Origin of the sequence: Nocardia jejuensis NBRC 103114, assembly GCF_001613145.1 — a bacterium.
In the GTDB taxonomy this organism is placed as follows: domain Bacteria; phylum Actinomycetota; class Actinomycetes; order Mycobacteriales; family Mycobacteriaceae; genus Nocardia; species Nocardia jejuensis.
Genome location: NZ_BDBU01000005.1, coordinates 71486 through 97826, shown reverse-complemented (window position 1 = coordinate 97826; position 26341 = coordinate 71486). Strand labels below are relative to the sequence as shown.

Here is a 26341-nt window from a genome sequence, read left to right as displayed (position 1 = left end):
CATCGGTTCGCGCCATGGCACAGCGGGTTCCGGCCCGACTCGGCGCGGGAACCGGGAACGGCCACGCGAATTGCGGGTAGGTTCGCGGGCTCGTTCGGAGTCTGTGCAGTTCAGGGGCTGATCAACGGGTGGCACGCGGCATCGGCGTCGCATCCGTAATGCGCTGCGCCACGGCCTCGCACGGCTCGTGGGTCGACCGGACCGGTGATGTGGCCCGAATCCGCCATCGACAAATACATACGGCCGACCGTATAGTTTGGGAATGGATGGCGTGCGGATGCTGGAGTTGGCGCGGGAGCTCGCTGAGCGCATCTCATCGCCGGTGAGCACTTCTTCTTCGATCTGTCCGAGCTGTGCGACCAGTCGGGCGTCTCCACCGATGTTGTTCGTCGAAAGTTGTTCGAAGGGAACTGATATGGATACTCGAGTGCGCGAGATCGCCGGGATCGAGACGCGGCATCTGTTCGATGTGGTGGTGGATCTGAACTCGCCGTTGAACTTCGGCACGGGGCGCGTGCTTTTCGGCGCCGCGAGTGGATCGTTCGAGGGGCCGAAGCTGCGGGGCGAGGTGGTGCCGGGTGGCGGCGACTGGGCGGTGTTCCGCCCGGACGGAACCATGGAGGTCGATGTGCGGCTGACCCTGCGCACCGACGACGGTGCGCTGCTGCACATGTCGTACGGCGGGCGCTGGCAGGTGCCCGCCGAGGTCCGCTCCGAGATCGCGGATCCGGCGGCGAAGACGCTGGTCGACCCGGCGCGGTACTACTTCCGCACGGCCCCGATGTTCGAGACCGGCGCGCCGGAGTACGCGTGGCTGAACGACATCGTCTGCGTCGGCTCGGGGTATCTGATCGACGGCGGCGTCGCCTATCGGGTCTTCGAAGTCCTCTGAGCGCGCCTGCGGGTGGCGGGCGGTGCGAGCAGGCCGTCCACCACCCGCTGCACCATCGGCACGCTGCCTGGATTGCCCAGGCGCAGTGAGATATTGGCGGCATTGAGCACGGCGTCGATCTGGAACGCGGCGAGATCCGGGTCCAGATCGGCGATCTCGTGCTGTTCGACGGCGGTTCGCAGTTCGCGCGCGAGCACGGCGACCCACTCCTGGCGCTGCCGCGCCAAGGCGTCGCGCACCGGTCCCGGGCGGCTGTCGAAGTCGGCGAGGTTCGCCGTCCAGAAGCATCCGCCGGGCAGCAGTGGTTCGGCGGCGTACGCGAGCCAGTGCTCGACCAGCGACCGTACCCGGGCCGCGCCCGCGGGCGCCTCGAATCCCGGCCGGAGCACCGCGTCCAGGAAGACCAGCCCGGCCTCCTCGACCGTGGCCAGCTGTAGCTGTTCCTTGGTGCGGAACAGGGTTTGGATGCCCGCCTTGCTGAGGTCGAGCTCGTCGGCCAGGCGGCCGAAGCTCAGTCCGTAGAGGCCCTCCGCCGAGGCGATGTCGACGGCCCGCCTGGTCACCGACTTGCGCGAGCGCGCGCCGCGGCGCAGTCGGCCGTCGGGACTCTCCGCGTCACCGTCCGATGTGTGCGCGGCCGCCGAACTATCCATACGGCCGATCGTATGCCAAATATGCGCGCAGTGGTGGCATCGAGGAAAGCGAACGAATGGCCGCCGATGCGTGTCAGGGGCGCTCGACCCGGTCCCATCCGGGTAGGTTCGCGAGGTTGCTTCTTGTTTGCGCGCCATCTGTTCCGGGGGATCGGTCAGGAGAGCATTTCATGAGCACCGTCATCGATGACGCACCCTTCACCTCCTTCCACAAGCGGCTCGCCATCGCATGCTCGGGCGGACCGCTGCTGGACGGCTACATCCTCAGCATCGTGGGCACCGCCCTGATCGGGATGAAACCCGAACTCTCGCTGAGCACTCTCGACATCCAGCTCATCGGTGCGTCGGCGCTGATCGGAATGTTCGTGGGCGGCGCGCTGTTCGGCGTCCTCACCGACAAGATCGGCCGCGAGTTCATGTACACCGCGGACCTGGTGGTGATGGGAGCCTGTTCGATCGGCTCGTTCTGGGCCGAATCCATCTGGCTCATCGTGCTGTTGAGATTCGTCCTCGGCATGGCCGTCGCCGCCGATTATCCGATCGCCACCTCGTTGCTGGGGGAGTGGTTGCCGCTCAAGCAACGTGGGCGACTGCTCGGATTCCAGATCATCGCCTGGTATGCCGGGTCGGTGCTGGCCTATGTGGTCGGCTACGTCTGCCTGACCTTCTTCGGTGACGGCAGCTGGCGCTGGCAGCTCGCCAGCGGTGCGGTGCTGTGCCTGTTCTTCCTGATCATCCGGCAGAGCACGGCTCCGGAATCGCCGCGCTGGTTGGCGCAGCACGGCAAGGCCGACAAGGCCGCTCGGCTGGTGGAGAAGTTCCTGCACGTGCGGGTCGATCCGCAGGATCTGATCGAGGAACAGGTGAACGGTCAGCCGCCGCCGCACGGATCGATCCGTGAGCTCTTCGCGCCGGCGTATCGCAAGAAGATCGTGTTCTGCTGCGGGTTCTTCATCTGTCAGGTGGCCGTGCTCTTCGCCATGCTCACCTTCGGTCCGCAGATTCTGGCGGCCTTCGGCACACCGACCGGCACCTGGATGGACACCCTCGGCGTCGCGGTGATCAGCCTGGTGTTCCTGATCGGCTGCCTGCCCGCGCTGCGGCTGATCGACACCATCGGGCGGCGGCCCACCATCGTCTGGTGCTTCGGGCTGATGATCATTCCGGTGCTGCTCATCGGTATCTGGCCGGCCATGCCCGCGCTGCTGGCCTTCGGCATGCTGCTGCTGTACGCGTTCTTCTGCGGCGGCCCCAACGTGCTGGACTGGACCTACCCGAACGAGTTGTTCCCCACGCACATTCGCGCCACCGCGGTCGGTTTCACCACCTCGGTCAGCCGGGTCGGCGCGGCGCTGGGCACCTATCTGCTGCCGTGGTCGCTGGACCATCTGGGGCTCGGGCCGACATTCCTGTACGCCGCGCTGCTCACCGCGATCGGGTTCGGGATCTGTCTGTGGGGCGCACCGGAGACCAAGGGGCAGTCGCTGGAGTCCGCCGCGGGGTGAATCCCGTTCGAAGGCAACGGGAATCGCGGCCGGTGGGTGTGATCGCCGTCAGGACAGCGACATTGCGTCGCGCACCAGTTCCGGATCGAGCGGCGCGCCGGGTAGCGGCCGGGCCGCCGCGGTCCGCAGTCCGTCCAGCAGGATCGCGACATGGCGTCGCCACGCGTCCGGCGCGGTCTCGTGGATGCGCTCCGTGGCGCGCACGGCCGACCACAGCAGCAGCCCGATGTCGGTGAGGTCCACATCCGGTCGCAGGGCGCCGCTGCTCTGGGCGCGGGTGACCAGTTCGTGGGTCAGCAGGTGACCGCGAGCCTTGGTCTGCTCGATCGGCGAGTCGGCGGGGAGCGAGTACACGCAGATATCGGTGAAACCCCGGTCCGCGGCTTGCCATTCGGCCATCAGGGTCAGCTGGTCGACGAGTCCGGTCCACGGGTCGGGATTGCTCAGCGCGGTCTCGGCGTGCCGGACCGATTCGGCCACGCGGTCGTGCAGTGCCGTGCCGATCAGCGCGTCGCGGGTCGGGAAGTGGTTGTACAGCGTGCCGATGCTGACCCCCGCCTCGCGCGCGATGGCGGTGAGTGAGGCTTCGAGGCCGTCGACCCGGAAGCGGGCGCGGGCGGCGGTCAGGATTCGCTCCTGATTGTCGCGGGCGTCGCGACGGCGAGGCGCACCGCCCGACGGGCTGGAGCCGGTCTCGGCGCGGGTGGACATCGCCTGATTCTACAACTTGAGGAACCCCTCGATTTATGCCTAAATTGAGGGGGCCCTCAAAATTGAGTGGGCACTCAACTTGTTTCGAAAGGTCACTCCCATGCCGCACCTCGCTGTCTTCGGCGCTGGTCCCGCCCTCGGATTCGCCTCCGCCCAGCGCTTCGGGCGCGCCGGTTACTCGGTCACCCTGATCGGTCGCCACCGCGCCACCGTCGATGAATTGCACGACAAACTCGCCGCCGACGGCGTGAGCGCCGACGTGCTGCTCGCCGATCTCGCCGACGCGGATCAGGTCGGCGTCGCCCTGCGTGAGCTGCACGCCCGGCACGGCACGCCGGACGCGATCCTGTACAGCCCCGGGGACGTCACCCGTCTGCCGGTGGACGCCGCGTCCCTGGACGCGGAAACCCTGCGCAGCTGGCTGCCGCTGCATCTGCTGACGCCGGTGCAACTGCTGCACGAACTGCTGCCCGCCATGACCGAACGTGGTTCGGGTGCGGTCGTTTTCGCGCACGGTGCGGCCGCGGCGAATCCACTCGACGTGCTGGCGAGCGTCGGGATCCCGCAGGCGGCCCTGGTCCACCATCTGAAGGGGCTGGACGCCCGGGCGCGGGCGCGCGGCGTGCGGCTGAGCAGTCTGCAGATCGGCAGCCTCATCGAAGACAGCGCTGCCGCAGCGCTTTTCGACTCCGGTCACTTCGACGGGGTGGATGTGGGCGAGGTGGTCCGGGTGGCGCCGGAGGTATTGGCCGAGGCGGTGTTCGAGCTGGCCACCACCGATACGGCGGTCGAACGCGTCGCCTGAGCCCGAGATCCGTTGCCGGGGCGGCTGCCATGACAGTTGTCATGGCGAGGACGTGATGGTTGGCAGATCTGGTGCGGCCCGCTCGTCCGTAGCGTCATTTCCTGTAGCGCACGGACGAATCACAAGGAGGGGCCATGACCACCACACCGACCACCACCGCCACGACCACAGGCTCGGCGATCACCGGTTCCGCCCTCGCGGGCTCGGCAACCGAGGGGCAGGGCACGCAGACCGGGAACCGGATGCAGGTGCTGCGCATGCTCGCACCGACCATCCGGGACATCGCGGTGCCGGTCGTCGCGTACTTCGGACTGCACGCGCTGGGCGCCTCCGATTTCACCGCGCTGCTGGCCGGCGCCGTCGTCTCGGGCGTGATGGTGCTGACCGGCGTCATCCAGGCCCGCAAGATCGACGCCATGGGGGTCATCGTGCTGGGCGGCTTCGCGGTCGGTCTGATCGGCTCGCTGATCAGCGGCGACGCCCGCACGCTGATCGTGCGGGATTCGTTCGGCACCGCGGTGGTCGGTCTGGCCTTCCTGATCAGCGCGATGCTCGGAAAGCCGCTGACCTACGCCGCGATTCGCAAGACCCTCGCGGCCACCGATCCGGCCAAGCTGGCCGTCGTGGAGCAGACGTACCGCACCAATCCCGCCGCGCGCCGGCTGCACGTCGTCTCCACGGTGCTGTGGGGTGTCGCGCTGACCGGTGAGGCCGCGCTCCGGGTCGTGCTGGCCTACCAGCTGCCGGTGCACACCATGGCCTGGCTCTCGAGTGTGCTGATGGTCGGCACGATCAGCGTGATGGTCGTGGTCACCGCGCAGATCGTGAAGCGTCTCAAGCGGCAGAGCGTCTGATGACGGCGGAGAAGGGCCCGGTCCATGCGGACCGGGCCCTTTTCGTGTGCGTGGTCCGGTGTCCGGGGCTAGCCGGGATTTAAGCGACTGTGATTAACTGCACTCGAGCGGCGAGCGGAGAAGCGATGAGTGTGGCGGGCGGACCGGTGACCCAGATCGCCTGGGTGGTGACCGATATCGGGGCGAGCGAGGAATTCCTGGGCGCGATGCTCGGCGTGCGCACCTGGATGCGCATGCCCGAGGTCCACTTCGGGCCCGAGAACTGCACGTACCGAGGCGAACCCGCGGACTTCACCGCGCACGTATCGCTCGGCTACCAGGGCGAGACTCAGCTCGAACTCATCGAGCCGGTGCGCGGGGACTCCATCTACACCGAATTCCTCGCGCGCGGCGGGGCGGGTCTGCACCACATCTGCTTCGAGCCCGAGGACTTCGACGCGGCGTTGAAAGACGCTGCGGCGCAGGGTATCGACATCGTGCAGCAGGGAAACATGGGCGGGGAGATGCGATTCGCCTACCTCGACGGCGCGGCCGCCGGGGTCCCGTTCATCGAACTCGCCGAGGTCGGACCGAATATGCGACAGTTCTTCGAACAGATCAAGAAGGATGCGGTGTGAGCACGCAGATACCGGAAATCGTTGCCGCGGAATCGATCACCGAATGGAGCGGCGACTATGACGTGGTCGTCGCCGGGTTCGGAATCGCGGGCGGATGCGCCGCCGTGGAAGCCGCCGCGCACGGCGCTCGGGTCCTGGTACTCGAACGCGCCGGGGTGGCGGGCGGCACGACCGCCCTGGCCGGCGGGCACTTCTACCTCGGCGGCGGCACCGCGGTCCAGCAGGCCACCGGGCACCAGGACTCGTCCGAGGAGATGTACAAGTATCTGCTCGCCGTCTCGCGCGATCCGGAACCGGACAAGATCCGCGCCTACTGCGACGGCAGCGTCGAGCACTTCGACTGGATCGAGGCGCTCGGATTCGAATTCGAGCGCAGCTACTACAAGGAGAAGGCGGTGATCCAGCCCGGTACCCAGGGGCTGATGTACACCGGCAACGAAAAGGTCTGGCCCTACCGCGATCAGGCGATCCCCGCGCCGCGTGGACACAAGGTGCCGGTGCCCGGTGAGACGCAGGGCGCGGGCATGGTGATCGAACTGCTGGTCAAGCGGGCCGCGGCGCTCGGCGTCGAGGTCTGGTACGAGACCGGCGCGACCAATATCGTCACCGACTCGGACGGCGGCGTCGCGGGCGTGCGCTGGCGGCGACCCGGCGAAACCGGTGCGGTGCGGGCGAAATCGGTGGTGCTCGCGGCCGGTGGATTCGTGATGAACGCCGAGATGGTCGGCGAGCATGTGCCGTGGCTGAGCGAGAAGCCTTTCGTGCTCGGCACCACCTACGACGACGGGCTCGGCATCCGGCTCGGCGTCTCCGCCGGCGGCGCGGTGCGCAATATGGACCAGGCGTTCGTGACCGCACCGGTCTACCCGCCCTCGACGCTGCTCACCGGACTCGTGGTGAACAGCGCCGGTGTGCGTTTCGTCGCGGAGGACTCCTACCATTCGCGCACCTCGGCGTTCGTGCTCGAACAGCCCGGCGCGGCAGCGTATCTCATCGTGGACTCCGAGCACATGGAGCGGCCCGAATTCCCGCTCGCGCCGTTCATCGACGGCTGGGAGACCGTCCAGGAAATGGCGGAGGCGCTCGGAATTCCGCCCGCCGCACTGCAATCCACCCTGGATCGGTACAACGAGCACGCCGCGCGCGGTGAGGATCCCGACTTCCGCAAGGGCGCGGAGTGGCTCGAGCCGCAGAGCACCGGGCCGTGGGGCGCGTTCGACCTCACCCTGGGCAAGGCGCTCTACGCCGGGTTCACCCTCGGCGGCCTGCGGACCTCGGTGCACGGAGAAGTGCTGCGGGACAGTGGATCACCCGTACCGGGCCTGTACGCGGCCGGAGCGACCTCCTCCACCCTCGCGCAGGACGGCAAGGGCTACGCCAGCGGCACCCAGTTGGGCGCGGGTTCGTTCTTCGGCCGCCGCGCCGGACGTCACGCGGCCAGCCGTTCCAGCTGACGCAGGAGTTCGGAGGCGGCGATGGCGTCCAACGCGCCGAACGTGCCGCCGCGCAGCTCGACCCCGGCGATCCGCTGCTTGTCCGCCTCGTAGCGGTAGCCGCCCTGGATGCCGGGGTCCAGCGTGACCGAGAGTTCGCGCGTGCGCCCGAAGCGGCGGCGCAGCGCGTCGTGGGACAGCTCCCAGCCGCGCTGGCGCAGGCCGTAGAGCTTGCCGGTCGGCACCTGCCGATCCACGAAGCGGGACAACTGGTTCGCGGCCGCTTCCTCCGCGGTCAAGGTGTGCAGGCTGCGATCGAGTTGATCGAACGGCTGATGCAATTCGTAGTCCTGGAACAGCTCCCGCCACGGCGCGAGGCTGTCTCCGAGATGCAGCGGATGCGCGACCCCGACCAGGGTGTGCGGGGCCGGGTCGACACGCTCGTCGTCGATATCGGCGAGACTGCGATCACTCTCCACCCGGAACGAGCCGGTCACCGAACCGTCGTCGGCGAAGGTGGCCCAGACCAGGCGGCGGGCCAGCTGCCCGAGTACCGGATGCTCGATGACCAGCTCGCGATGCGCGCTCGCGCGCCACCGCCGGCCGTCCACCATGGCGGCCTCGAAGCGCCGGATCTGATCGGAGGTCACGGTTTTCAGTTCCTGCGTGAAATCCCGGAAGGACTGATACGCCACCGGAGCGAGCGCCGGATCGTCGGACTTCCCGGGTTTGGGCAGGGTGGCCAGCCGGATGCCCGCCGCGGTGACGCTCGGGCGCAGGGTGGGATCCACCCCGATATGGAACTGGCGCTCACCGTAATTCAGCAGCAGCGTGCTCCTGCGCGCCAGGCCCAGATCCGGCACGACCCGATCCGCCAGCTCCTCCTCGGTCAGTCCGCGCGCCTGCGCGATCTCGGCCACCAGCTGCTCGGCCTCGGCGCGAACGCTCTCCGCTCGAGTCCGCCTGGCGATGGTGTGCAGATGCTGCAGCGCGGCCTCACCGCCGATGGCGGCCACCGCGTGCAGCGCCTCGACCGCGCGTGCGTGTCCGCGCTTGGCCGACCACGCGGTAATGAACGGGACCAGCCGTCGCACGGTGTCCTCGGTGCCGAGAAGCCCCAGGGCGTTCAGCACCCAGCCGCTGGTGCTCGGATACGCGGCACAGTGCCACGCGTCGAAGATCGCCCACGCGAACTCGGCCAGGGAGCCGGGATCGGTGACGTCGGCGACCGTCCCCACATCGGGATGATCACCACCGGGACCGCTCGCCATCAGGATCGTGATGAACTGCACCACAGTGGATTCGGGCAGGACGGTATCGGTCCCGCACAGCCGGATCCGCGGAAGCAGGGCGGGTGCGAGCCACCTCGGCGGCTTCGAGGAGCGGGCGGGCAGAGCGGCCGGACGGATCACGGGCAGCTGGTCCGGGTGAGCCTCGGGCCCCCGATCGGGCTCCTCCAAGAGCGCCATAGTCGCCGGATCGGCATGGGCGGCAACAAGTTCCGGGTACTCGTGAGCGTGGATCCGGAGCAGTCGGGAGATCCGGATCGAACCGGACTCGGTGGCCCGTCGAGACAGCAGCCGCATCGCGCGGCGCGGAAACCGCTCCGAGGCCGCGCTCGACGCCGCCGCGGCATGCCGGTTGTCGAGGCGATCGAGCAGAGCCAGGTACGCCTCGTCGCTGGGAAGCTGGCCGAGAATGCCTGCGAGCCAGCGGATATCGTCGCCGCCGCGCAGCTCGGCGAACTCCCGCACGATCAGCGGCGCGGCAGCCGGGCCGACCTGGGAGAGCAGGCTGTAGCGCTGCTCGGGACGCCCCCCGCGGGGCGGATTCGCGATCTCCAGGAAGCGGTTCAGCTGCTCCGGCGTGGTGAGCGCGGTGACGAGCATGGTGAGCGGCGCGGCCTGGGCGGGCAAGCCCTCCAGCGCCAGATCTTCCTCGACCCAATCCTGTTGTTCCGGAAGCAGATACGACGTGGCCAATCGCGACCAGACGCCACCGGGATCGGTGCGCAGTCGCGACAGACACCGGACCGCCGCGCGGTATTCGTGCTCCGGGGCCGTGGCCAGCTGTCCTCGCACGCGGCGCGCCAGGGTGTCGAAGGCCGTGCCGGGCAGTTCGTGCGGCTCCGCCGTCACCACCCGGGGCGTGGGATGACCCCCGGCCGGATTGCGGGGATGCACCGCGAAGGCCCGCTGCCACACGGTGGCCTCGGCGGCGAACGCGTAACCGTGACAGGCGATCCAGCTGTCCACGAAGCGGTCGGCGAACTCCTGCTGCTCGGTCTCGTTCGGGTGGTAGGAGGTGTAGATGAAGCGCGCGATGGCGAACACGATCGCCGCGCCGACCGCCGAATCGAAGGTGTCGGGGGCCTGGGTGTATTCGTGTGCGGCATCGGCCAGGGCGTCGGCGCCGTCGGCGCGCACCGTGGCCAGGATAGGATCCATGGTCGGGCGGTAGCGTCGAAGGAACTTCGCCAGCGCCGCGGTGGCCTCGGGATCGACAGGGCGCGAGCGCACCTCGTTCATCCCGCGGAACGGTTCTCCCTTCACCGACCAGTCGGCGGGCACCGACCATGCGTCCTCGTCCGTCATGCCGAAGATCTTGCCCTCGCGCACCGACAGTTCCGTCGGTCCCACGCGGTGAGTCGCTCGAGACGTCTCACACGAGACGTGCGGATGATCCGGACGGGCGCGTCATGGGCGATCGCGGGCGGAATCGGTTGGCGGGCAAGGGGCGACGGCGATCCCGCGGGCGCGGCGGCGGTTCCGAGGCCCGCGCCGGGTTCGCCGTGGCGGATTCAGGGCCGGGTGATCAGCGACAGTGCCATCGGCACCAGCAGTTCCACCAGATCCGACACCGGCGGCCGGGGAGCGGACAGCAGCCACTCGTGGGCCAGGCCGTTGACCGCGCCGATCAGGGCGCTGATGGCCAGTTCCGGGTTGACCCGGGCGTGTGCGCCCGCGCCTGCGAGCGGTTCGACCGACATCAGGATGATCGCGGTCCAGCGGTGGCGGCGCTCGCGCCGATGCTGCTCCATGCGCTCGCTGACCCCGACCACCTCGACGAAGGCGACCTTGGCGCGGTGCGGGTCGGACCCGATCGAGGACAGGAACGCGGACAGCACCAGGGTGACGGTCCGAGTGGGATCCGGATCCGACCCCACGTTCGCGAGGGCCGCCGCCAGCGCGGCCGAGGCCTCGTCCTGGATCATGTCGTAGGCCGCGACGAGGATGTCCTCGCGCGTCTCGAACTCCTCGTAGAACTGGCGCTTGGACAGCCCGGCGGCCGCACACACGTCCGCGAGCGAACAGTTGGCATAACCGAGTTCGCCGAAGATGCGAATGGCGGCATCGAGAAACCGCTGTCGGCGTTCGGCTTTGCGTTCGGTGACGGCCCGGCCGCCGTATTGCCTGCCTGCGATGGTCACCGTGTGCCCGCGATCGTCACTGTCTGCCCTCGAACGTCACGGCTCCACGTTATCGGGAGTCGCCGCGAGATTCAGCGACGGGGACGCAAACCGTCCAGCATATGGGTCACCGTGTCCTCGAAAAGACCGTCGGCTTCCTCGGCGGGCACGAAGCCGGAACTCACGAAAGCGGCCAGGCCCTGCAGGGCCGCCACGGCCGAGAGGCAGATGCGGCGCGGGTCGCCCGGAACTACTTCACCGCGGGTCTGGCCGTCGGCGATCATGCGGAACGGCGTCGCGAAGGCGTTCGTCACGGCCGCTTCGATCTCGGGCGTCTGGCGGTGTTTGCGGACGAACATGAGCGCCAGCAGTTCCGGATTGTCGATGGCGAAGCGCAGATAGCCGCGCGCCATGGCCCGTAGCCGATCCAGGAAATCGCCGGTGGCCGCGGCGGTTTCGAACGCGCCGCCGAGTCGCTCGAATCCGGCCACGGCCAGGGCGTCCAGCAGCGCCTGCTTGTCGCGGAAGTGCCGGCTGGGCGCGGCGTGGCTGACGCCGGTGTCCCGGGCGAGCTGGCGCAGCGAGAGACCGTCCGCCCCGGAGCTGCGCAGGGTGGCCTCGGCCCGGCGCAGCAGCTCCGCACGCAGGTCGCCGTGATGGTACGACCGCGGCCGCTCCACTTCTCGGCGCTTGATGATGGTCATGGTCTTTGCAGGATATCGGACACACCGCCTTATGTTGGCATTGACTACTTTGTTGTCGATGCCTACATTGACCTGCATGGTGAAAGACACTGCGTCCTCGGGCATCCCGACGGGCACCGCGACCACCGGCGGGAAGATCAGTCGAACCGGTGTGCCACTGCGCAGGTGGATCGCGCCCGTCTTCGTGGTCACCCTGCTCGCGGCCCTGCTGGGCACCATGTACCTGGGCTACACCTCCGATCCCGAGAAGAATCTGCACGACTTCCCGATCGCGCTGGTCAATCAGGACGACGGGGACAGCCTCGACGGGCGTGCGATCAATATCGGCGATCAGATCAGCGCCGCGCTGACCGAGAAGATCCCCGCCGACAAGATCGATCTGCGCACGGTCGGATACAGCGAGGCTCGCCGCCTGCTGCAGGACGGTCAGGTCTACGGCGCGATCGTCATCCCGAGCGATTTCAGCAAGCGACTCTCCATCCTCGCCGCCGCCTCGGTGGTGCCCGGCGATGTCGAGCGGCCGTTCATCACCGTGCACACCAACCCGCGCGCCGGGACCTACGCCGCGCAGATCGTGCAGCGCGTCTCCGATCGCGCTATGGCGCAGGTCAATTCGAACGTCGGCACGCAGCTGACCGATCAGGTCAGGGCCAAACTGCAACCCGCGCCCGGGGTGGCTCCCACCGAGCTGTCCGGCGCGGCGCGCCTGCAACTGGCCACGCCGATCGACATCGTGGTGAGTCCGTACCACCCGCTGCCCGAGGGCACCGGGCAAGGCCTCTCGGCCTTCTTCTACACCCTCATCCTGCTGTTCGCGGGATTCAGCGGCGCGATGATCATCCACGCCATGGTCGACAACGCGCTGGGCTATGTTCCGGCCGAATACGGCCCCTGGTATCGGCACATCCAGCCCGTGGCCATCAGCCGCTGGCGAACGCTGCTGGTGAAGTGGGCGATGGCGGTGGTGACCGCGCCGATCGTGTCCGCGATATTCCTGGGCATCGCGACCCTGCTGGACATGCCGATCGACCACACGCTGACGCTGTTCCTCTACGGCACGCTCGCCGTGGCGGCGGTCTGCGTGACCGGGCTCTCGATCCTGGCCGCCTTCGGCACCGCCGGACTGCTGATCAACATGATCGTGTTCGTGATCCTCGGACTGCCGTCCTCCTCGGGCACCATTCCGATCGAGGCGACGCCCCGCTACATCGCGAACCTGGCGCACTTCGAGCCGATGCATCAGATCTATCTGGCGGTGCGCGCCATCCTGTTCTTCGACGGTCACCTGGAATCGGGCCTGGGAACCGGACTCTGGATGACGGTGTTCGGGTTGGCGCTGGGACTGCTGCTGGGTGCCGTCGCCACCCACACCTACGACCTGCGCGGGCTGTACCGCCTCGGGGTGCCGCACCGGAGCGAGCCCGCCGTCGCGGTGGACGCGAAATAGCGCATCGTGGGCCGACCGGGCTCAGTGCGCTGAGGTTGCCGTGAAATCTCGCGGAACGAGCACGGCTGTCAGCACGGCGATCGTGCCCACCAGCGCCGCGGAGATCCACGATGTCGTGGTGAGCGCGGAATCGTAGGCGTGCTGGGCAATGTCGAGGACGTGCGCACCGGTCGCGCCGCCGAGGCGATCCGCCACATACGCGGCCCCGCCGACCGAACCCCGTGCGGTATCGAGCTGTTCGCCGTCCAGGGGCAGATTCGTCATGTGGCTCACGAACAATCGGCCGTGAATGCTGCCGAGCAATGCGACGCCGAGCCCGATGCCGAGTTCGTAATTGGTTTCCTCCACCGCGCCCGCCATACCCGCCCGCTCGGCGGGCACGGCCGAGACCAGTACGGCCGCCGCGGTGGTGATCGCGATCCCGTCGCCGATACCGAGTGACACCAGCACCAGCGCCACCACCGGGTAGGTGGTGGCCGGCACGGCGGCCAGCACGAGGAAACCCGTTGCGAGAGCGGTCAATCCGGCCGTCATCAGAATCCGCACGCCCACGTGCCGCATCAGCCACGGCGTCGCGAGCGAGCCGACGAGGGTCGCGATGGCGGCGGGCACCGTGCGCAACCCCGCCTCCGACGGCGTGTAGCCGTGAATGTACTGCAGCCACAACGAGATCAGGAACAGTGCCGCACCGATGGCGAGCATGGCCACCAGGGTCGCCAGCGCCGCCGCGCTGAAGGCGCGATTGCGAAAGAGCCGCACATCCAGCAGCGGATCGGGCGAGCGCAGCTGACGGTAGGCGAACAGGCCCAGCAGCACCGCCGACGCCACTAGAACGAGCAGATCGATCGCCGCCGGAGCGCCCTTGGCCACGTGTTTGATTCCCCACGCCAGTGCCACGATGCCCAGCACCGACAGCGCCGCGCTGAACCAGTCCAGTCGCCCGCTGTGCGGCGACCGGTACTCCGGCAGCAGCCAAAGCCCGGCGGTCACGGTCAGCAGGACGACCGGAACGTTCAGCCAGAAAGCCGCCGACCACCCGAAGGCCTCGACCAGATGTCCGCCGATCAGCGGCCCGATGGCCGCGCCCGCGCCCGCGACCGAGGCCCAGATGCCGATGGCCATGGTCCGCTCGTGATCGTCGAGGAAGATATTGCGGATGAGCGAGAGCGTCGAGGGCATCACCATCGCGCCGCCGACGCCGAGCAGTGCCCGGCCCACGATCAGCTGCGCCGGATCGTGGGCGGTGGCCGCGACCACCGAGGCCAGGCCGAACAGGACGAACCCGGCGATGAACAGGCGCTTGCGGCCGTATCGATCGCCGATCGCACCGCAGGTGATGAGCAGGCCGCCGAGCACCAGACCGTAGAGGTCGACGATCCACAGCTGCTCCATCGGGCTGGGATCCATGTGATCGATCAGCGAGGGCAGCGCGACATTGAGGATGGTGGCGTCCATCGCGACCAGCAGCAGACTCGCGCACAGCACCGCGAGCATCACCCAGCGGCTCGCGGGCTGTGGAGCGGTGCCGAGTGCTCGCGGGCCGGAGCCCTCCCCGGGTGGAATCGAGCCCACGTTCCGCCTCCTTGGCTCGCGATCACGGTGCGCAGCAATCAGTTGGCAAGCGTACCGGCCGATAGGCGAAAGCCGCGCTCGCCGCATGGTTCGCGGTGGGCGCGGCCGTATCGGGCGAGTCCGCCGGAGCGGTCGCCCGCCGGGCGGAGCAATTCGGGAATCAGGCCCCGGTGCGCTGGTTGGCGGCGTTGTTCGGGCGGATGGCCTGTGAGTTGCCCGGCACCGCATCGTCCGGCTTGCCGATACCGGAGGTCTCGGCCCTGGCCTGAATATCGGCGATGTGCTGGCGAGCGAGCAGATCGCGGATCTCGGTCAGCAGCTCGAGCTCGGTCGGGTCGGCCTTCACCGCGGTGGGCTTGACCAGCCGCGCCTGCAGCGTCTTCATCGGCAGGATGAGAACGAAGTACAGCACCGCCGCGACCGTCACGAAGTTGATGCAGGCGGTGATGATCGGGCCCAGAGCGATGAACGTGGACGGCTTGCCGGCCATCAGCTGCACACCGAATCCGAACTCGCTGTTGCCGCCGAGGACCGCGAGCAGCGGCTCCAGCAGGCCCTTCGTTATCGAGGTCACGATGGCGGTGAAGGCCGTGCCCATCACCACGGCCACCGCGAGATCCAGGACGTTGCCCTTCATCAGGAAATCTTTGAAGCCCTTGAACATGGCGCTGAAAAATCCAATCCGAGACGATTCCGTTATTGGTTCGCGTCGGAGTCTAGGGGCTGGTGGCGCGGCTCGCGGAACCCGGCGCACCAGGCTTGATCACCGTCACACGGGCGCGCCGGGGTGGCGTACGCCCTGTTCAGCTAATTTCTGGTGACTGATCGGCGGGTCGTCGAGGCGGCGCGTTCGGCCCGGAAGGTGCGCACCAGCGCGGCGCACATGCCGAGCATCACGACGCTGAACGGCAGCGCCACCAGGATGGCCACGGTCTGCACGGTGGTCAGCGCCGCGGTGCCGGTACCGCTGGCCACCAGCAGCGCGACCGCCACCGCGCCCTGCATGAAGGTCCAGAACGCGCGGCTGGAGGTCGGCGGGTTCGGATTGCCGCCGGAGGTCAGCATGCTCACCACCAGCGCGCCCGAATCGGCGGAGGTGACGAAGAACAGCACGATGACCAGGATTGCCAGACCCGCGGTGATCGCGCCGCCGGGCAGTGTGTCCAGGAGGGCGAACAGCGCGCTGTCGCGATCGGGGCCGTCCGGGCCGACGAGTCCGCCGCCGCCGAACATCTCGCGATGCAGGCCCGCGCCGCCGAACACCGCGAACCAGACGAAGGTGAGCAGTGTCGGCACCAGCAGCACGCCCGCCACGAATTCGCGCACGGTGCGCCCGCGCGAGATGCGCGCGATGAAGACGCCGACGAACGGGGCCCAGGAGATCCACCAGCCCCAGTAGAAAACGGTCCACTGCTGGGTCCAGGCCGTGCCGTTCGGGCCCTCGGTCGCGCCGGTATAGAGGCTGATCTTGGGCAGGGTCTGCAGGTACGCGCCCAGATTCTGGACCAGGTCGTTGACGATGAACAGCGTCGGCCCGGCGATCAGGACGAAAAGCAGCAGCAGTCCGGCCACGCCCATGTTCGTCTGCGACAGCACCTTGATGCCCTTGTCCACCCCGGTCACCACCGAGATGGTCGCCAGCACGGTCACCGAGAGGATCAGCACCACCTGCAGGCCCTTGCCCGGTTCATGCAGCCAGCCTTGGTAGTTCAGCCCGGCCGAGATCTGCAGAATCCCCAGGCCCAGCGAGGTCGCGACACCGAACACCGTTCCGATCACCGCCACCACGTCGATCACATCACCGCGCCAGCCTCGAATCTTCTCGCCCACCAGCGATTCCAGCGACCAGCGAATCGACACCGGCCGGCCCTTGCGATGAATCGAGTACGCGATGGCCAATCCGACCACCACATAGATGGCCCACGGATGGATGCCCCAGTGCAGGAAGGTCTGCACCATGGCGGCGTCGGCGCGCTGTGCGGAGGTGATGCCGACCCCGGGGCGCGGATCGTCGTAGTGGAACAGCGGTTCGGCCACGCCCCAGAACACCAGGCCGATGCCCATGCCGGCCGCGAACAGCATGGAAAGCCATGCGCCGATGGTGTATTCGGCCCGCTCGCCGTCCTCGCCCAGGGTGATATCGCCGAAGCGGCCGAGCCCGAGCCAGATCGCGAACACCACGAACAGCGTCACGATGACGATGTAGTACCAGCCCAGCCCGCCGATCACATGGTCCTGCAGCGCCCGCGCCTGCCGATACGCCAGATCACGAAAAACGATGGCGTACACCGTGAATGCCGTCACCACGATGGCGGCGGGCCAGAAAACCCTGGGCGCCACGGCACTTCGGTGATGATCCGGAACCTGCCCGGCGGGCGGCGTGCTCGGTGCGCTCACGGGCTATGTCCTCTGCGGTGTGGGAGACAGGTCGTCCGCTGCGGTGTCGGAGGTATGTCGCTGTCGTAGGAGAGTGGTGCGGGCCGACATGCGGAACGACCCCGATTCCGGACCGTGGATCCGGAATCGGGGTCGCCCGAACTACTTTCCGCCGACCCTGTCCTTGAGCGCGGTGATGATCTCGTTGACCGCCGCCATCACGTCCTGGGCGGCGTGTTCCAGATTCGCCCGGACCTGTTCGACGGTGCCCTGCATGTCCTCGGTGTTGAACCGGTCCGCGAACGCCTTGGCCATATCGGCCAGATCCGCGGCGGCATTGGTGGCCCGGTCCGCGAGTTCGGCGGAGGCGGCACTGGCCTTCTCCGCGAGCTGTCCCGCCGCGCTACCGGCCCTGCCGGCCAGATCGCCCGCGGTGCTGCCCACGTCGTCGGCCAGTCGTTCGGCGGAGTCTCCGATGTTCTCTGACGGTGTCGAGTCGTTGGTCGGCATCGGGCGCTCCTACTTCGCGCCGCCGAGCCGGTCCTTCATCTTGTCGACGAAGCCGCCGACCTTCTCCTTGACGTCGTCCGCCGCGTGCTCGAACTTGTCTTCCATCCGCTCGGCCGCACCGCGCGCCTTGTCGCCGGCGTCCTTGGCATCGTGCTCGGCCTTGTCGGCCGCGTCGTTGATGTTGTCACCGAAAGAAGACATCGAATCCTCCTCGCATAGGGCCGCGCCCGGGTCCGGGCGCGTATCCAGGGCAGTCCGACGAGCAGAAACGCAGATTCAGCGAACTATCAGCAACCGATCATAGCCGTCCGGTGCGAGGGTGCCCAGCATGCGAAAGCGGGCCGGGGGAGACCCTCGGCCCGCGGTGCGCAATTCGACGCCGGACTCAGCCGACCGGGCCGAGCACGTTCTCGATATAGGCGTTGGTGAAGCGCCCCTTGGGGTCCAAGCGCTTGCGCACCTGGGCGAATTTGTCCCACTCGGGATACCGCTCCGCCAGCGTCTCGGCGGACTGGAAGTGCCGCTTACCCCAGTGCGGGCGGCCGTTGTAGCGATCGAAAACCCGCTCGCAGGCGCGGAAGTAGGGTTCGTAGCTCATGCCCGTGTACTGGTGCACCGCGATGTAGCAGGTGTCGCGGCCGCCGGCCGGGGACAGGAACGCGTCATCCTGCGCGACCCAGCGCACCTCGATCGGCATGGCCGTGTCGAAGTGCTTGGCCACGTCCTTGATCTCGCGGATGGCGTCGGCCGAATGTTCGCGCGGGATGGCGTATTCCATCTCCGTGAAGCGGAACAGGCGGGGGCTGGCGAACACTCGGTAACTGCGCTCGACCTGACGCCGGTAGCTGCCCGCGTAGGCCGCGCCGCGCTGCACCCAGGGAATGGCCCCCGGGTAGCGGCGGGTGAGGCGGCACAGGCCGTCGAACATGTAGTTGGTCATCAATACGTCGGAGAACCAGTCCACGGCCGCGCCGCGCGGCTGTTCGGGCAGCGTCACGGTGTTGTTGCGCTTGGTCATGGCCAGCGGACTGTGCGCGAACATGTAGAACTCGTAGTGCTCGTTGCCGTCCACCAGGGCGTCCAGGTCCGTGAGGACCTCCTCGACGGGAGCCGGGCGCTCGACGCCCTCGAGTACGAAGGACGGCACCATCTGCAGCGTGACCGCGGTGACCACGCCCAGGGCGCCGATGTTCACGCGCGCGGCGCGCCAGCCGTCCGGATCGGTCTGCTCGTTGAGCTCCACACGGCTGCCGTCGGCCAGCATCAACTCCACCGATTGCAGTGCGGCCGAGAGGTTCTGCAGTTTCGAGCCGGTGCCGTGGGTGCCCGTGGCGGTCGCGCCCGCGATGGACTGCACGTCGATGTCACCGAGGTTGGGAAAGGCCAGCCCGAGCGGATGCAGCGCATTGCTCGCGGCGTTGAGTGTGAGCCCGGCTTCGACGCGGACCAGCCCGCTCTCGCTGTCCACCGACAGGATGCGGTCGAGCTTGTTCAGGCGCATCAGCGTGCCGTCGGTCAGGACGGTATCGGTGAACGAGTGGCCCGAGCCGGCGACCCGGACGGTATGGCCTTTCGCCTCGGCTTCGGCGAGCACGGTGGCGACTTCCTCGGGCGTGCCGGGTTCGGCGATGGATGCCGGGGCGCAGCGTTGATCCCCGGCCCAGTTCGCCCAAGAGTTGGTCATGCGACCAACTTTAGGACATGAGTGTGAGCCGCGCTACCGTTTCCGGCACGCCGACATCGCTGACTTGGCCTGTTCCACTTCCTGCTCGGTCAAGGCGGGTTCCGTCAGCGGCATGCGCGCCACCCCGTCGCCGCGCACGCCGTTGAGGATCAGCGTCATGTAGCGCCGCCAGACCGTGGTGTTGACCGGCCGGGCGAAACCCGCGACCGCATCGACCATGTTGACCATGGCGAAGAAATCGCCGTTCTCGATATCCGGCTGCAGCGCGCCGACGTCCTTGGCGCGATTGATCACAGCCTGCATGCCGGGCTGGACCCGCTCGCGCATGCAGACGAATCTGTCCATGCTGTCGTGCATTTCGAGGATGACCTCACCGAAGCCACGATTGCCCGCCATGTGCATGCAGGAGTACTCGAACAGGTCCACCAGGCCCTGCCAGGGGTCCGGATGGTGCAGTGCGGTCTCGACGGCCTGGGCCAGTTCGGTGACCATCTGGTCGAAGACCTCGAGGATCAGCTCCTGCTTGTTGGCGAATCGGCGGTAGACGGTGCCGACGCCGACGCCGGCCCGCTCGGCCACGTCGTCGAGGGTGACCTCGAGGCCGCGGTCGGCGAAAAGCTCCCGGGCGGCAGCGATGATCCGTTGCTGGTTGCGTGCGGCGTCCGCGCGCAGACGCCGAGGTGGGGGAGCGGTGGTGACGGGATTCACACGGTAATCCTAGCAGTATTCGGGATTAACTGGAGGAGATAGCTCCGTTTAGATGATAGCTTGAATCGCAATGCGGAGGCTGCTTCTCCGCTAATCCTAGGGGACGAGGAAAACACCATGACCACAGCTCTGGAGAAAGAGGTGACCCCGTCGGCCGCTGCCGGTCGGCGCGGGTCGCATGCGATGCGCTGGTGGGTGCTCGCCGTACTCGGTGTCGCACAGTTGATGGTCGTTCTCGACGCGACCGTGGTGAACATCGCGCTACCCGAAGCCCAGCTCGACCTGGGCTTCTCCAATGCGGACCGCCAATGGGTGGTCACCGGATACGCCCTCGCCTTCGGCAGCCTGCTGCTGCTGGGCGGACGACTCTCCGATCTCTTCGGCCGCCGGACCACTTTCATCGTGGGTCTGATCGGTTTCGCGCTCGCCTCCGCGGTCGGCGGCGCCGCCGCCAACTTCGAGGTTCTCGTCGGTGCGCGTGTCGCGCAGGGTGTGTTCGGTGCGTTGCTCGCACCCGCCGCACTCTCGCTGCTGACCGTCACCTTCACCGAACCCGGCGAGCGAGCCAAGGCCTTCGGCATCTTCGGCGCCATCGCCGGTGCGGGCGGTGCGCTCGGCCTGCTGCTGGGCGGCGCGCTCACCGAGTGGGCGTCGTGGCGCTGGGTCATGTACGTGAACCTGGTCTTCGCGGCCATCGCACTGGTCGGCGCGATCCTGTTGCTGGCCAAGCACACCGGCACGCAGCGTCCCAAACTCGATATCCCCGGCACGCTGACGGTCACCGCGGCGCTGTTCGCCATCGTGTACGGCTTCTCCAAGGCCGAGTCCGACGGCTGGGGCGACTCGACCACGCTGAGCTTCCTCATCGGCGGCGTCGTGCTGCTGGCCGCGTTCGTGGTGCTCGAACAGCGGGTCGCGCATCCGCTGCTGCCGCTGCGCGTCGTGCTGGACCGCACGCGCGGTGCGTCCTACATCGCCGTGTTCACCACCGCCATCGGCATGTTCGCGATGTTCCTGTTCCTGACCTACTACATGCAGCAGTCGCTGGGATACTCGCCGATCATCACCGGCGTGGCCTTCCTGCCGATGGTCGCGGGCATGGTGGCCTCCTCCACGACGGTGCCGTCGCTGCTGGTGCCGCGGGTCGGTCCGAAGGTGACCGTGGTGTCCGGATTCCTGCTCGCCACACTGGGTATGGCGCTGCTGACCCGGATCGGCGTGGACACCGCCTACGCCTCGCACATCCTGCCCAGCCTCATCCTGATGGGTCTCGGCCTGGGTACCGCGATGTCGACCGCGTTCATCGGCGCGACCTCCGGGGTGCATCACACCGACGCCGGCGTCGCCTCGGCGATGGTGAACACCAGCCAGCAGGTCGGCGGCTCGATCGGCACCGCGCTGCTGAGCACGCTGGCCGCCACCGCCTTCGGTGACTACGTGAGCGACCACTCCGCCGGAGCCCCGTCGCCGCAGACGCTGGCCGAGGCCGCGGTCGAGAGCTACACCACCACCTTCTGGTGGGCGGCCGCCATCTTCCTGGTCGGCGCGATCCTGACCGGTGTGGTCATGCCGAACAAGGCGCCGGTGCCGTCGGAGGGCGAACCCGTTCTGGCGCACTGAGTTCGCACGCGAAGGGCCCTTCACCATCAGGTGAAGGGCCCTTCGCGTCAGCCGAGCGAATTATCTAGCGGCAGTTGGACGGCGCCGGGAGACCGGCGAACCGATCACCGAGGTACCCGAAAGCGTTGATCGATCCGGGCAGGATCGCACCGAGGTGATCCGCGCCCGGAATGATGTCGAACTGCACCGGGGTTCCGGCGGCGCAGTAGCGGCCCGCCGTGTTCAGAGCCAGATCCAGCGGCACCTGATCGCTGCCGCCGTGCCACTGGTACAGCGGCGCCCGGATGAGCTCGGGCGCGATCTCCAGCGCGTTCTCGTGGAACGTGGCGACCAGCGCCGGATCGTTCTCCATGCCGGGATTGAACATCTCGCCGATGCGATGGTTCGCTCCGGCCGAAATGATGTCGTCCACACAGGAATTCGCGATGCGGTCACGCAGTGCGAAGCCCGCCGGGGTCAGTGCCTGATCCAGCGGCAGCTGGGCGGGGTATTCACGCTGCAGGCCGACGCCGACCGCGAAGCCGAGTCCGAACAGCGCCTGCGGGGTGTCACCGGCCTGGATGGCGATCTTGCCGGGGTTCACCGGGACGCCGCCCTGGGCGACGCCGACGATCGGCAACTCGGGCGCGTAGGACGGGGCCAGTGCGGCCGCGAATCCGGTGGACATCGCACCGCCGGAGTATCCGGCCAGGCCGACCGGGCCGTCCGCGAGACCGGCGGGCGCGAAGCGCTTCACCGCGCGCACACCGTCCAGCGTGATCTGCCCGCCCAACCGGGCCGCACCGTACGCGCTGCTCGGTCCGAGGTGGTCGGGTACCGAGATCGCCCAGCCGCGGGCGAGCATCAGCGGGAACGCGGCGGCTTCCTTGACGCCGCCGTTGAACAGCGTGTGCGACGGCGCGCATTGCACGCCAAGCGAATTCACGAACGGCTGATACGAGACCAGTGGTCGCGCACCGGGTCCGGGCGAGATGAGGGTGGTGACGGCGGCGATGGGGCCGCCCTGGGAATCGGTCGAGCGGAACAGCAACTGCCAGACCGTCGCTCCCGGAAACTGATGCGCGGGCACGATGCGGGAATTGAGCACGTCGCCGGGAGCGGCGGCGGCCAGATTCCCTGGTGCGAAGTAGAACCCGTCCTGTTCCGGAATCGGGTAGACCGCTCCCGCGTGCGCGGCGGGTGCGGTCGAACATGCGGCGATGATCACCGCGGCCGCCCCGGCGCTCCGGACCAGCATCCTTCTGATCGATTGGCTGATCGCCAACTTGGCTCCTCGAGGCCGATGGGACAACACCGGGCAAGCGGCCCTATCCTCGCAGTTCCGGGGTGCGGTTCAGGCCTAGCAACACGCCGAACGGCTACTTATTGGCAAACTTTGGCGCGGAGGTGTGATGGAGTCGATCGGCTCGACTACCGCCTCCCCAGCGGCCCCGGAAGTTCGTACACTGCTCGAATCGGGCCGGACGGTTTCCGAAAGCGGCCGCCACGGGGGGACCATGCCGGCATCGCGTGCGGGACTCGTGCTCCGGGGTGGGCGCGGCGCGGTGGATTTCGTGTACGGCAGGACGGACGGGGGTAGACGATGAGTGATGCGGTGCGGCGGTGACGGCGCGGCCGATGATCGATGGTGGCGCGGTCGGCATCCCCGCCCGCTATCTGGTGGATCGCGCTGTGCCCGGTCCATTAGATACGGTGTTCCCACTGGCCACGTTCGGCTATGGCACGGTTCGACTCGCTGAGGAGGGCGCTGACAGCTATGTGGTGGCGAACCTCGTGATCGGCGGCGTTGCACACCAGGCCCCGGCGTATTCCGGTGTCTGCCTCGAACAATGGGTGCGGTCATGATCCTCATGACCAGCCGGGCACAGGCGATTCGTAAGGGAGGCACGAACTTGGCTCACGATCGTGCCGGGCGTCCGGCGCGGCCCGCGGACCTCGAGGACATCGCGCATCTGGTGACGGCGTACTACAGCCAGATCCCGGATCCGTCGGATCCCGCGCAGCAGGTGGCGTTCGGGACGTCCGGGCATCGCGGCTCCAGTCTGGACTGCGCGTTCAACGAATCACACATCCTCGCCATCACGCAGGCGATCGTGGAGTACCGCGCTTCTCGCGGCATCACCGGTCCGGTGTATCTGGCCCGTGACACACACGCTTTGTCCGAACCGGCCTGGACGACCGCCCTCGAGGTGCTCGCCGCCAACGATGTCACCGCCATGATCGACGCCCGCGACAGATATACGCCCACACCGGCTTTGAGTCACGCCGTGCTGCGCCACAATCGGGACAGCACCCGCCATCAGGCCGATGGCATCGTGGTGACGCCATCGCACAATCCGCCGCGCGACGGTGGCTTCAAATACAACCCGCCGCACGGTGGACCCGCCGACACCGTCGCCACGGACGCGATCGCCGCGCGCGCCAACGAACTGCTGCGCGGTGGCCTCGCCGACGTCCGGCGCACCAGCCTCACGAACGCGCTGGCCACCAAGGTCGAGCGCTACGACTATCTGGACCGCTACATCTCCGATCTGCCCAATGTGCTGAATCTGGACGCCATTCGGGGCGCCGGGATCCGCCTGGGCGCGGACCCCATGGGCGGGGCGAGCGTGGACTACTGGGAGGAGATCGGGCTGCGATACGACCTCGAACTCGAGGTGGTCAACCCGTTCGTCGATCCCACCTGGCGGTTCATGACCCTGGACGCCGACGGCAAGATCCGGATGGATCCGTCCTCGCGGTATGCCATGGCCTCGCTGGTCGCCATTCGCGACGACTACGACATCTCCACCGGCAACGACGCCGACGCGGATCGGCACGGCATCGTCACTCCCGATGGGGGACTGATGAATCCGAACCATTACCTGGCGGTCGCGATCGAGTATCTGATCGCCAACCGGATGGGCTGGGACGCGCTCACCAAGATCGGCAAGACGGTGGTGACCTCGTCCATGATCGACCGGGTGGTCGGCGTGCTCGGCCGCGACGTCTACGAGGTGCCGGTCGGGTTCAAATGGTTCGTGCCCGGATTGTTCAGCGGCAGCCTGGCTTTCGGTGGTGAGGAGAGCGCGGGCGCGTCCTTCCTGCGGATGGACGGCACCGTGTGGACCACCGACAAGGACGGCATTCTGCTCGCCCTGCTGGCCGCGGAGATCACCGCCGTCACCGGGCAGAGTCCGTCCACGCGGTACAGCGAGCTGGAAAAGCGTTACGGCTCTCCGGCGTACAACCGGGTGGACGCCACGGCGACTCCGGAACAGAAAGCGCGTCTGGCGGCGTTGACGCCGGACATGATTACCGCGAAGGAGATCGCCGGGGAGCCCATCACGGGCATCCAGACCCGGGCGCGAGGCAACGGGGCGACGCTGGGCGGGGTCAAGGTGACCACCGAGAACGCGTGGTTCGCGGCGCGGCCCTCGGGCACCGAGGACAAGTACAAGATCTACGCGGAATCGTTCGAGGGCCCCGAGCATCTCGCCCAGGTGCAGGCGGCCGCGGAGGAAATGGTGGGACGGGCTCTATCCGGTGAATAGGTCCAAAGCCCTGCCGGCCGAGATCTGGGTGCTGGTGGGGTCGGCGTTCACGATCGCCATCGGATTCGGTCTCGTCGCACCGGCACTGCCGCAGTTCGCCCGCAGCTTCGGGGTGGGGGTGGCGGCGGCCTCGTTCATCGTGAGCGCGTTCGCGTTGATGCGGTTGCTCTTCGCGCCCGTGAGCGGTCGACTGATGCAGAAGCTGGGGGAGCGGCCGGTCTACCTGACCGGATTGGTCATCGTCGCGGTGTCCACCGGTGCGTGCGCGTTCGCCCAGACCTACTGGCAGCTGCTGGTATTGCGGTCGCTCGGCGGTGTCGGGTCGACAATGTTCACGGTGTCCTCGCTGGCGCTGGTGATCCGCATGTCGCCGCCGACCGAGCGGGGGCGGGTATCGGGTGTGTACAGCACGAGTTTTTTGATCGGTTCGATCATGGGTCCGCTGGTGGGTGGCGCGCTGTCCTTCCTGGGTCTGCGCGCGCCGTTCCTCATCTACTGCGTGGCGCTGCTGATCGCGAGCCTGATCGTGTATGTCGCGCTGCGGGATTCACCGCTGGTGGTGCCCGAATCGGCCACGGGCATGCCGGTGATGACCTTCCGGCAGGGGCTGGCGCGGCCGTCCTATCGGGCGGCGCTGTGGTCCAACTTCGGTAACGGCGCGGCGGTTTTCGGGGTTCGCATGGCGTTGGTTCCGCTGATCGTCGTGGAGGTCCTGCACCGGGACGCCGCCGTGGCCGGTGTCGCGCTGACCGTGTTCGCGGCGGGTAATGCCGCGGTGCTGTTCCTGTCCGGACGATGGTCGGACACCCTGGGGCGCAGACCCTTCCTGATCTCCGGGACGCTGATCTGCGCGATCGGCACCGCGGGTCTCGGGCTGGCTCCCAACCTGCCCTGGTTGCTGGTCGCGTCCGCTGTCGCCGGTGTGGGTTCGGGGATGTTCTCGCCCGCATTGCAAGCCGCCGTCGCGGATATCGTCGGGCCCGGCACGCGTGGTGGACCGGTCCTGGCGGGGTATCAGATGTCGGCCGACCTCGGCACCTTTCTGGGTCCGTATCTGATCGGCCTGCTCGCCGATCAGGTGTCGTACGGATTGGCGCTCGGGGTGACCGGCGTGCTGCTGGCTTCGGCCTCCGTCGCGTGGATGATCGCGCCGGAAACGTTGCGCCGCAAAGAAGCCGTGGTTCAGGTGGGCTGACCGGCCGTATCCGGTGTGCGGGCCACCTCGGGCGTTACCCGGTACGGCGCTGCGGCACGCTGGAATTCCGGCCCCGCCAGGGCGCGGCGTGGGTGGTTCAGGCAGAGTGTGCG

The 26341-nt window shown here is 68.0% G+C and carries 24 protein-coding genes; 11 read left to right on the top strand and 13 right to left on the bottom strand.

All coding sequences use genetic code 11. The features are described 5' to 3' along the window. Positions 1–415: 415 nt before the first annotated feature. Positions 416–892 (top strand): DUF3237 domain-containing protein, encoded by a 477-nt coding sequence (locus tag NJ1_RS03935; protein WP_067687563.1) that lies wholly within the window; start codon positions 416–418, stop codon positions 890–892. Here NJ1_RS03935 and NJ1_RS03930 read toward each other — a convergent pair. Then, positions 868–1545 (bottom strand): TetR/AcrR family transcriptional regulator, encoded by a 678-nt coding sequence (locus NJ1_RS03930; RefSeq protein WP_067687562.1) that lies wholly within the window; start codon positions 1543–1545, stop codon positions 868–870. The two genes, NJ1_RS03935 and NJ1_RS03930, sit on opposite strands and share 25 nt — an antisense overlap. 170 nt (positions 1546–1715) lie before the next feature. On the opposite strand from NJ1_RS03930, the gene NJ1_RS03925 reads away from it, so the two are divergent. Beyond that, complete coding sequence (locus tag NJ1_RS03925) at positions 1716–3050, top strand: MFS transporter (protein WP_067687561.1); 1335 nt, start codon at positions 1716–1718, stop codon at positions 3048–3050. A gap of 48 nt (positions 3051–3098) precedes the next feature. Here the strand turns inward: NJ1_RS03925 and NJ1_RS03920 are convergent, their stop codons facing one another. Beyond that, a complete protein-coding gene (locus NJ1_RS03920) occupies positions 3099–3761 on the bottom strand; it encodes a TetR/AcrR family transcriptional regulator (protein WP_067687560.1) in 663 nt (220 codons plus the stop codon). Positions 3762–3861: 100 nt separating this feature from the next. On the opposite strand from NJ1_RS03920, the gene NJ1_RS03915 reads away from it, so the two are divergent. From NJ1_RS03915 to NJ1_RS03900, 4 genes are all read left to right on the top strand, one after another. Continuing rightward, complete coding sequence (locus tag NJ1_RS03915) at positions 3862–4566, top strand: SDR family NAD(P)-dependent oxidoreductase (protein WP_067687559.1); 705 nt, start codon at positions 3862–3864, stop codon at positions 4564–4566. A 134-nt stretch (positions 4567–4700) separates the two neighbouring features. Beyond that, positions 4701–5420: a VC0807 family protein gene (locus NJ1_RS03910; protein ID WP_067687558.1), complete on the top strand. Its 720-nt coding sequence runs from the start codon at positions 4701–4703 to the stop codon at positions 5418–5420. A 125-nt stretch (positions 5421–5545) separates the two neighbouring features. Next, positions 5546–6037, top strand: coding sequence for a VOC family protein (locus tag NJ1_RS03905; RefSeq protein WP_067687557.1), 492 nt, complete (start codon positions 5546–5548; stop codon positions 6035–6037). Beyond that, a complete protein-coding gene (locus NJ1_RS03900; RefSeq protein WP_067687556.1) occupies positions 6034–7491 on the top strand; it encodes an FAD-binding protein in 1458 nt (485 codons plus the stop codon). Before NJ1_RS03905 ends, NJ1_RS03900 begins: the two co-directional genes overlap by 4 nt. Here the strand turns inward: NJ1_RS03900 and NJ1_RS03895 are convergent. From NJ1_RS03895 to NJ1_RS03885, 3 genes are all read right to left on the bottom strand, one after another. After that, a complete protein-coding gene (locus NJ1_RS03895) occupies positions 7467–10109 on the bottom strand; it encodes a DUF4132 domain-containing protein (protein WP_067687555.1) in 2643 nt (880 codons plus the stop codon). The two genes, NJ1_RS03900 and NJ1_RS03895, sit on opposite strands and share 25 nt — an antisense overlap. A gap of 161 nt (positions 10110–10270) precedes the next feature. Next, positions 10271–10900 carry a TetR/AcrR family transcriptional regulator gene (locus NJ1_RS03890; RefSeq protein ID WP_067687554.1) on the bottom strand — a complete coding sequence of 210 codons (630 nt, stop codon included), beginning with the start codon at positions 10898–10900 and terminating at the stop codon, positions 10271–10273. Between the two features lie 71 nt (positions 10901–10971). Beyond that, entirely contained in the window at positions 10972–11583 is a 612-nt protein-coding gene (locus NJ1_RS03885) for a TetR/AcrR family transcriptional regulator (protein WP_067687553.1), read from the bottom strand. Positions 11584–11659: 76 nt separating this feature from the next. Here NJ1_RS03885 and NJ1_RS03880 point away from each other — a divergent pair, with 76 nt between their 5' ends. Next, complete coding sequence (locus NJ1_RS03880; protein WP_084477716.1) at positions 11660–13030, top strand: YhgE/Pip domain-containing protein; 1371 nt, start codon at positions 11660–11662, stop codon at positions 13028–13030. A gap of 21 nt (positions 13031–13051) precedes the next feature. Here the strand turns inward: NJ1_RS03880 and NJ1_RS03875 are convergent, their stop codons facing one another. From NJ1_RS03875 to NJ1_RS03845, 7 genes are all read right to left on the bottom strand, one after another. After that, positions 13052–14602: an MFS transporter gene (locus tag NJ1_RS03875; RefSeq protein ID WP_245717199.1), complete on the bottom strand. Its 1551-nt coding sequence runs from the start codon at positions 14600–14602 to the stop codon at positions 13052–13054. 160 nt (positions 14603–14762) lie between these two features. Further along, the gene (locus NJ1_RS03870; RefSeq protein ID WP_422615730.1) at positions 14763–15239 is read right to left on the bottom strand and encodes a large conductance mechanosensitive channel protein MscL; all 477 of its coding nucleotides are present in this window, start codon (positions 15237–15239) and stop codon (positions 14763–14765) included. Between the two features lie 170 nt (positions 15240–15409). Further along, positions 15410–16999 (bottom strand): BCCT family transporter, encoded by a 1590-nt coding sequence (locus NJ1_RS03865; RefSeq protein ID WP_218025126.1) that lies wholly within the window; start codon positions 16997–16999, stop codon positions 15410–15412. Positions 17000–17140: 141 nt separating this feature from the next. Further along, positions 17141–17488, bottom strand: a complete 348-nt coding sequence (locus NJ1_RS03860) for a hypothetical protein (RefSeq protein ID WP_067687544.1) — start codon at positions 17486–17488, stop codon at positions 17141–17143. A gap of 9 nt (positions 17489–17497) precedes the next feature. After that, positions 17498–17689, bottom strand: a complete 192-nt coding sequence (locus NJ1_RS03855; protein WP_067687543.1) for a hypothetical protein — start codon at positions 17687–17689, stop codon at positions 17498–17500. A gap of 184 nt (positions 17690–17873) precedes the next feature. Further along, positions 17874–19172, bottom strand: coding sequence for a D-arabinono-1,4-lactone oxidase (locus tag NJ1_RS03850; RefSeq protein ID WP_067687542.1), 1299 nt, complete (start codon positions 19170–19172; stop codon positions 17874–17876). Between the two features lie 33 nt (positions 19173–19205). Beyond that, positions 19206–19880: a TetR/AcrR family transcriptional regulator gene (locus NJ1_RS03845; protein WP_067687541.1), complete on the bottom strand. Its 675-nt coding sequence runs from the start codon at positions 19878–19880 to the stop codon at positions 19206–19208. Positions 19881–19997: 117 nt separating this feature from the next. Between NJ1_RS03845 and NJ1_RS03840 the strand changes: the two genes are divergently transcribed. Further along, positions 19998–21500: an MFS transporter gene (locus tag NJ1_RS03840; protein ID WP_067687539.1), complete on the top strand. Its 1503-nt coding sequence runs from the start codon at positions 19998–20000 to the stop codon at positions 21498–21500. A gap of 64 nt (positions 21501–21564) precedes the next feature. Here NJ1_RS03840 and NJ1_RS03835 read toward each other — a convergent pair whose 3' ends face one another. Further along, positions 21565–22764 (bottom strand): lipase family protein, encoded by a 1200-nt coding sequence (locus NJ1_RS03835; protein ID WP_245717198.1) that lies wholly within the window; start codon positions 22762–22764, stop codon positions 21565–21567. A 338-nt stretch (positions 22765–23102) separates the two neighbouring features. Here NJ1_RS03835 and NJ1_RS03830 point away from each other — a divergent pair, with 338 nt between their 5' ends. From NJ1_RS03830 to NJ1_RS03820, 3 genes are read left to right on the top strand one after another with little or no spacing between them, the layout of a single operon-like run. Further along, positions 23103–23345, top strand: coding sequence for a hypothetical protein (locus tag NJ1_RS03830; RefSeq protein WP_245717197.1), 243 nt, complete (start codon positions 23103–23105; stop codon positions 23343–23345). 47 nt (positions 23346–23392) lie between these two features. Continuing rightward, positions 23393–25033 (top strand): phosphoglucomutase (alpha-D-glucose-1,6-bisphosphate-dependent), encoded by a 1641-nt coding sequence (gene pgm, locus NJ1_RS03825; protein ID WP_067687866.1) that lies wholly within the window; start codon positions 23393–23395, stop codon positions 25031–25033. Continuing rightward, positions 25026–26228 carry an MFS transporter gene (locus NJ1_RS03820; RefSeq protein WP_067687535.1) on the top strand — a complete coding sequence of 401 codons (1203 nt, stop codon included), beginning with the start codon at positions 25026–25028 and terminating at the stop codon, positions 26226–26228. Before pgm ends, NJ1_RS03820 begins: the two co-directional genes overlap by 8 nt. The last annotated feature ends 113 nt before the right edge of the window (positions 26229–26341 follow it).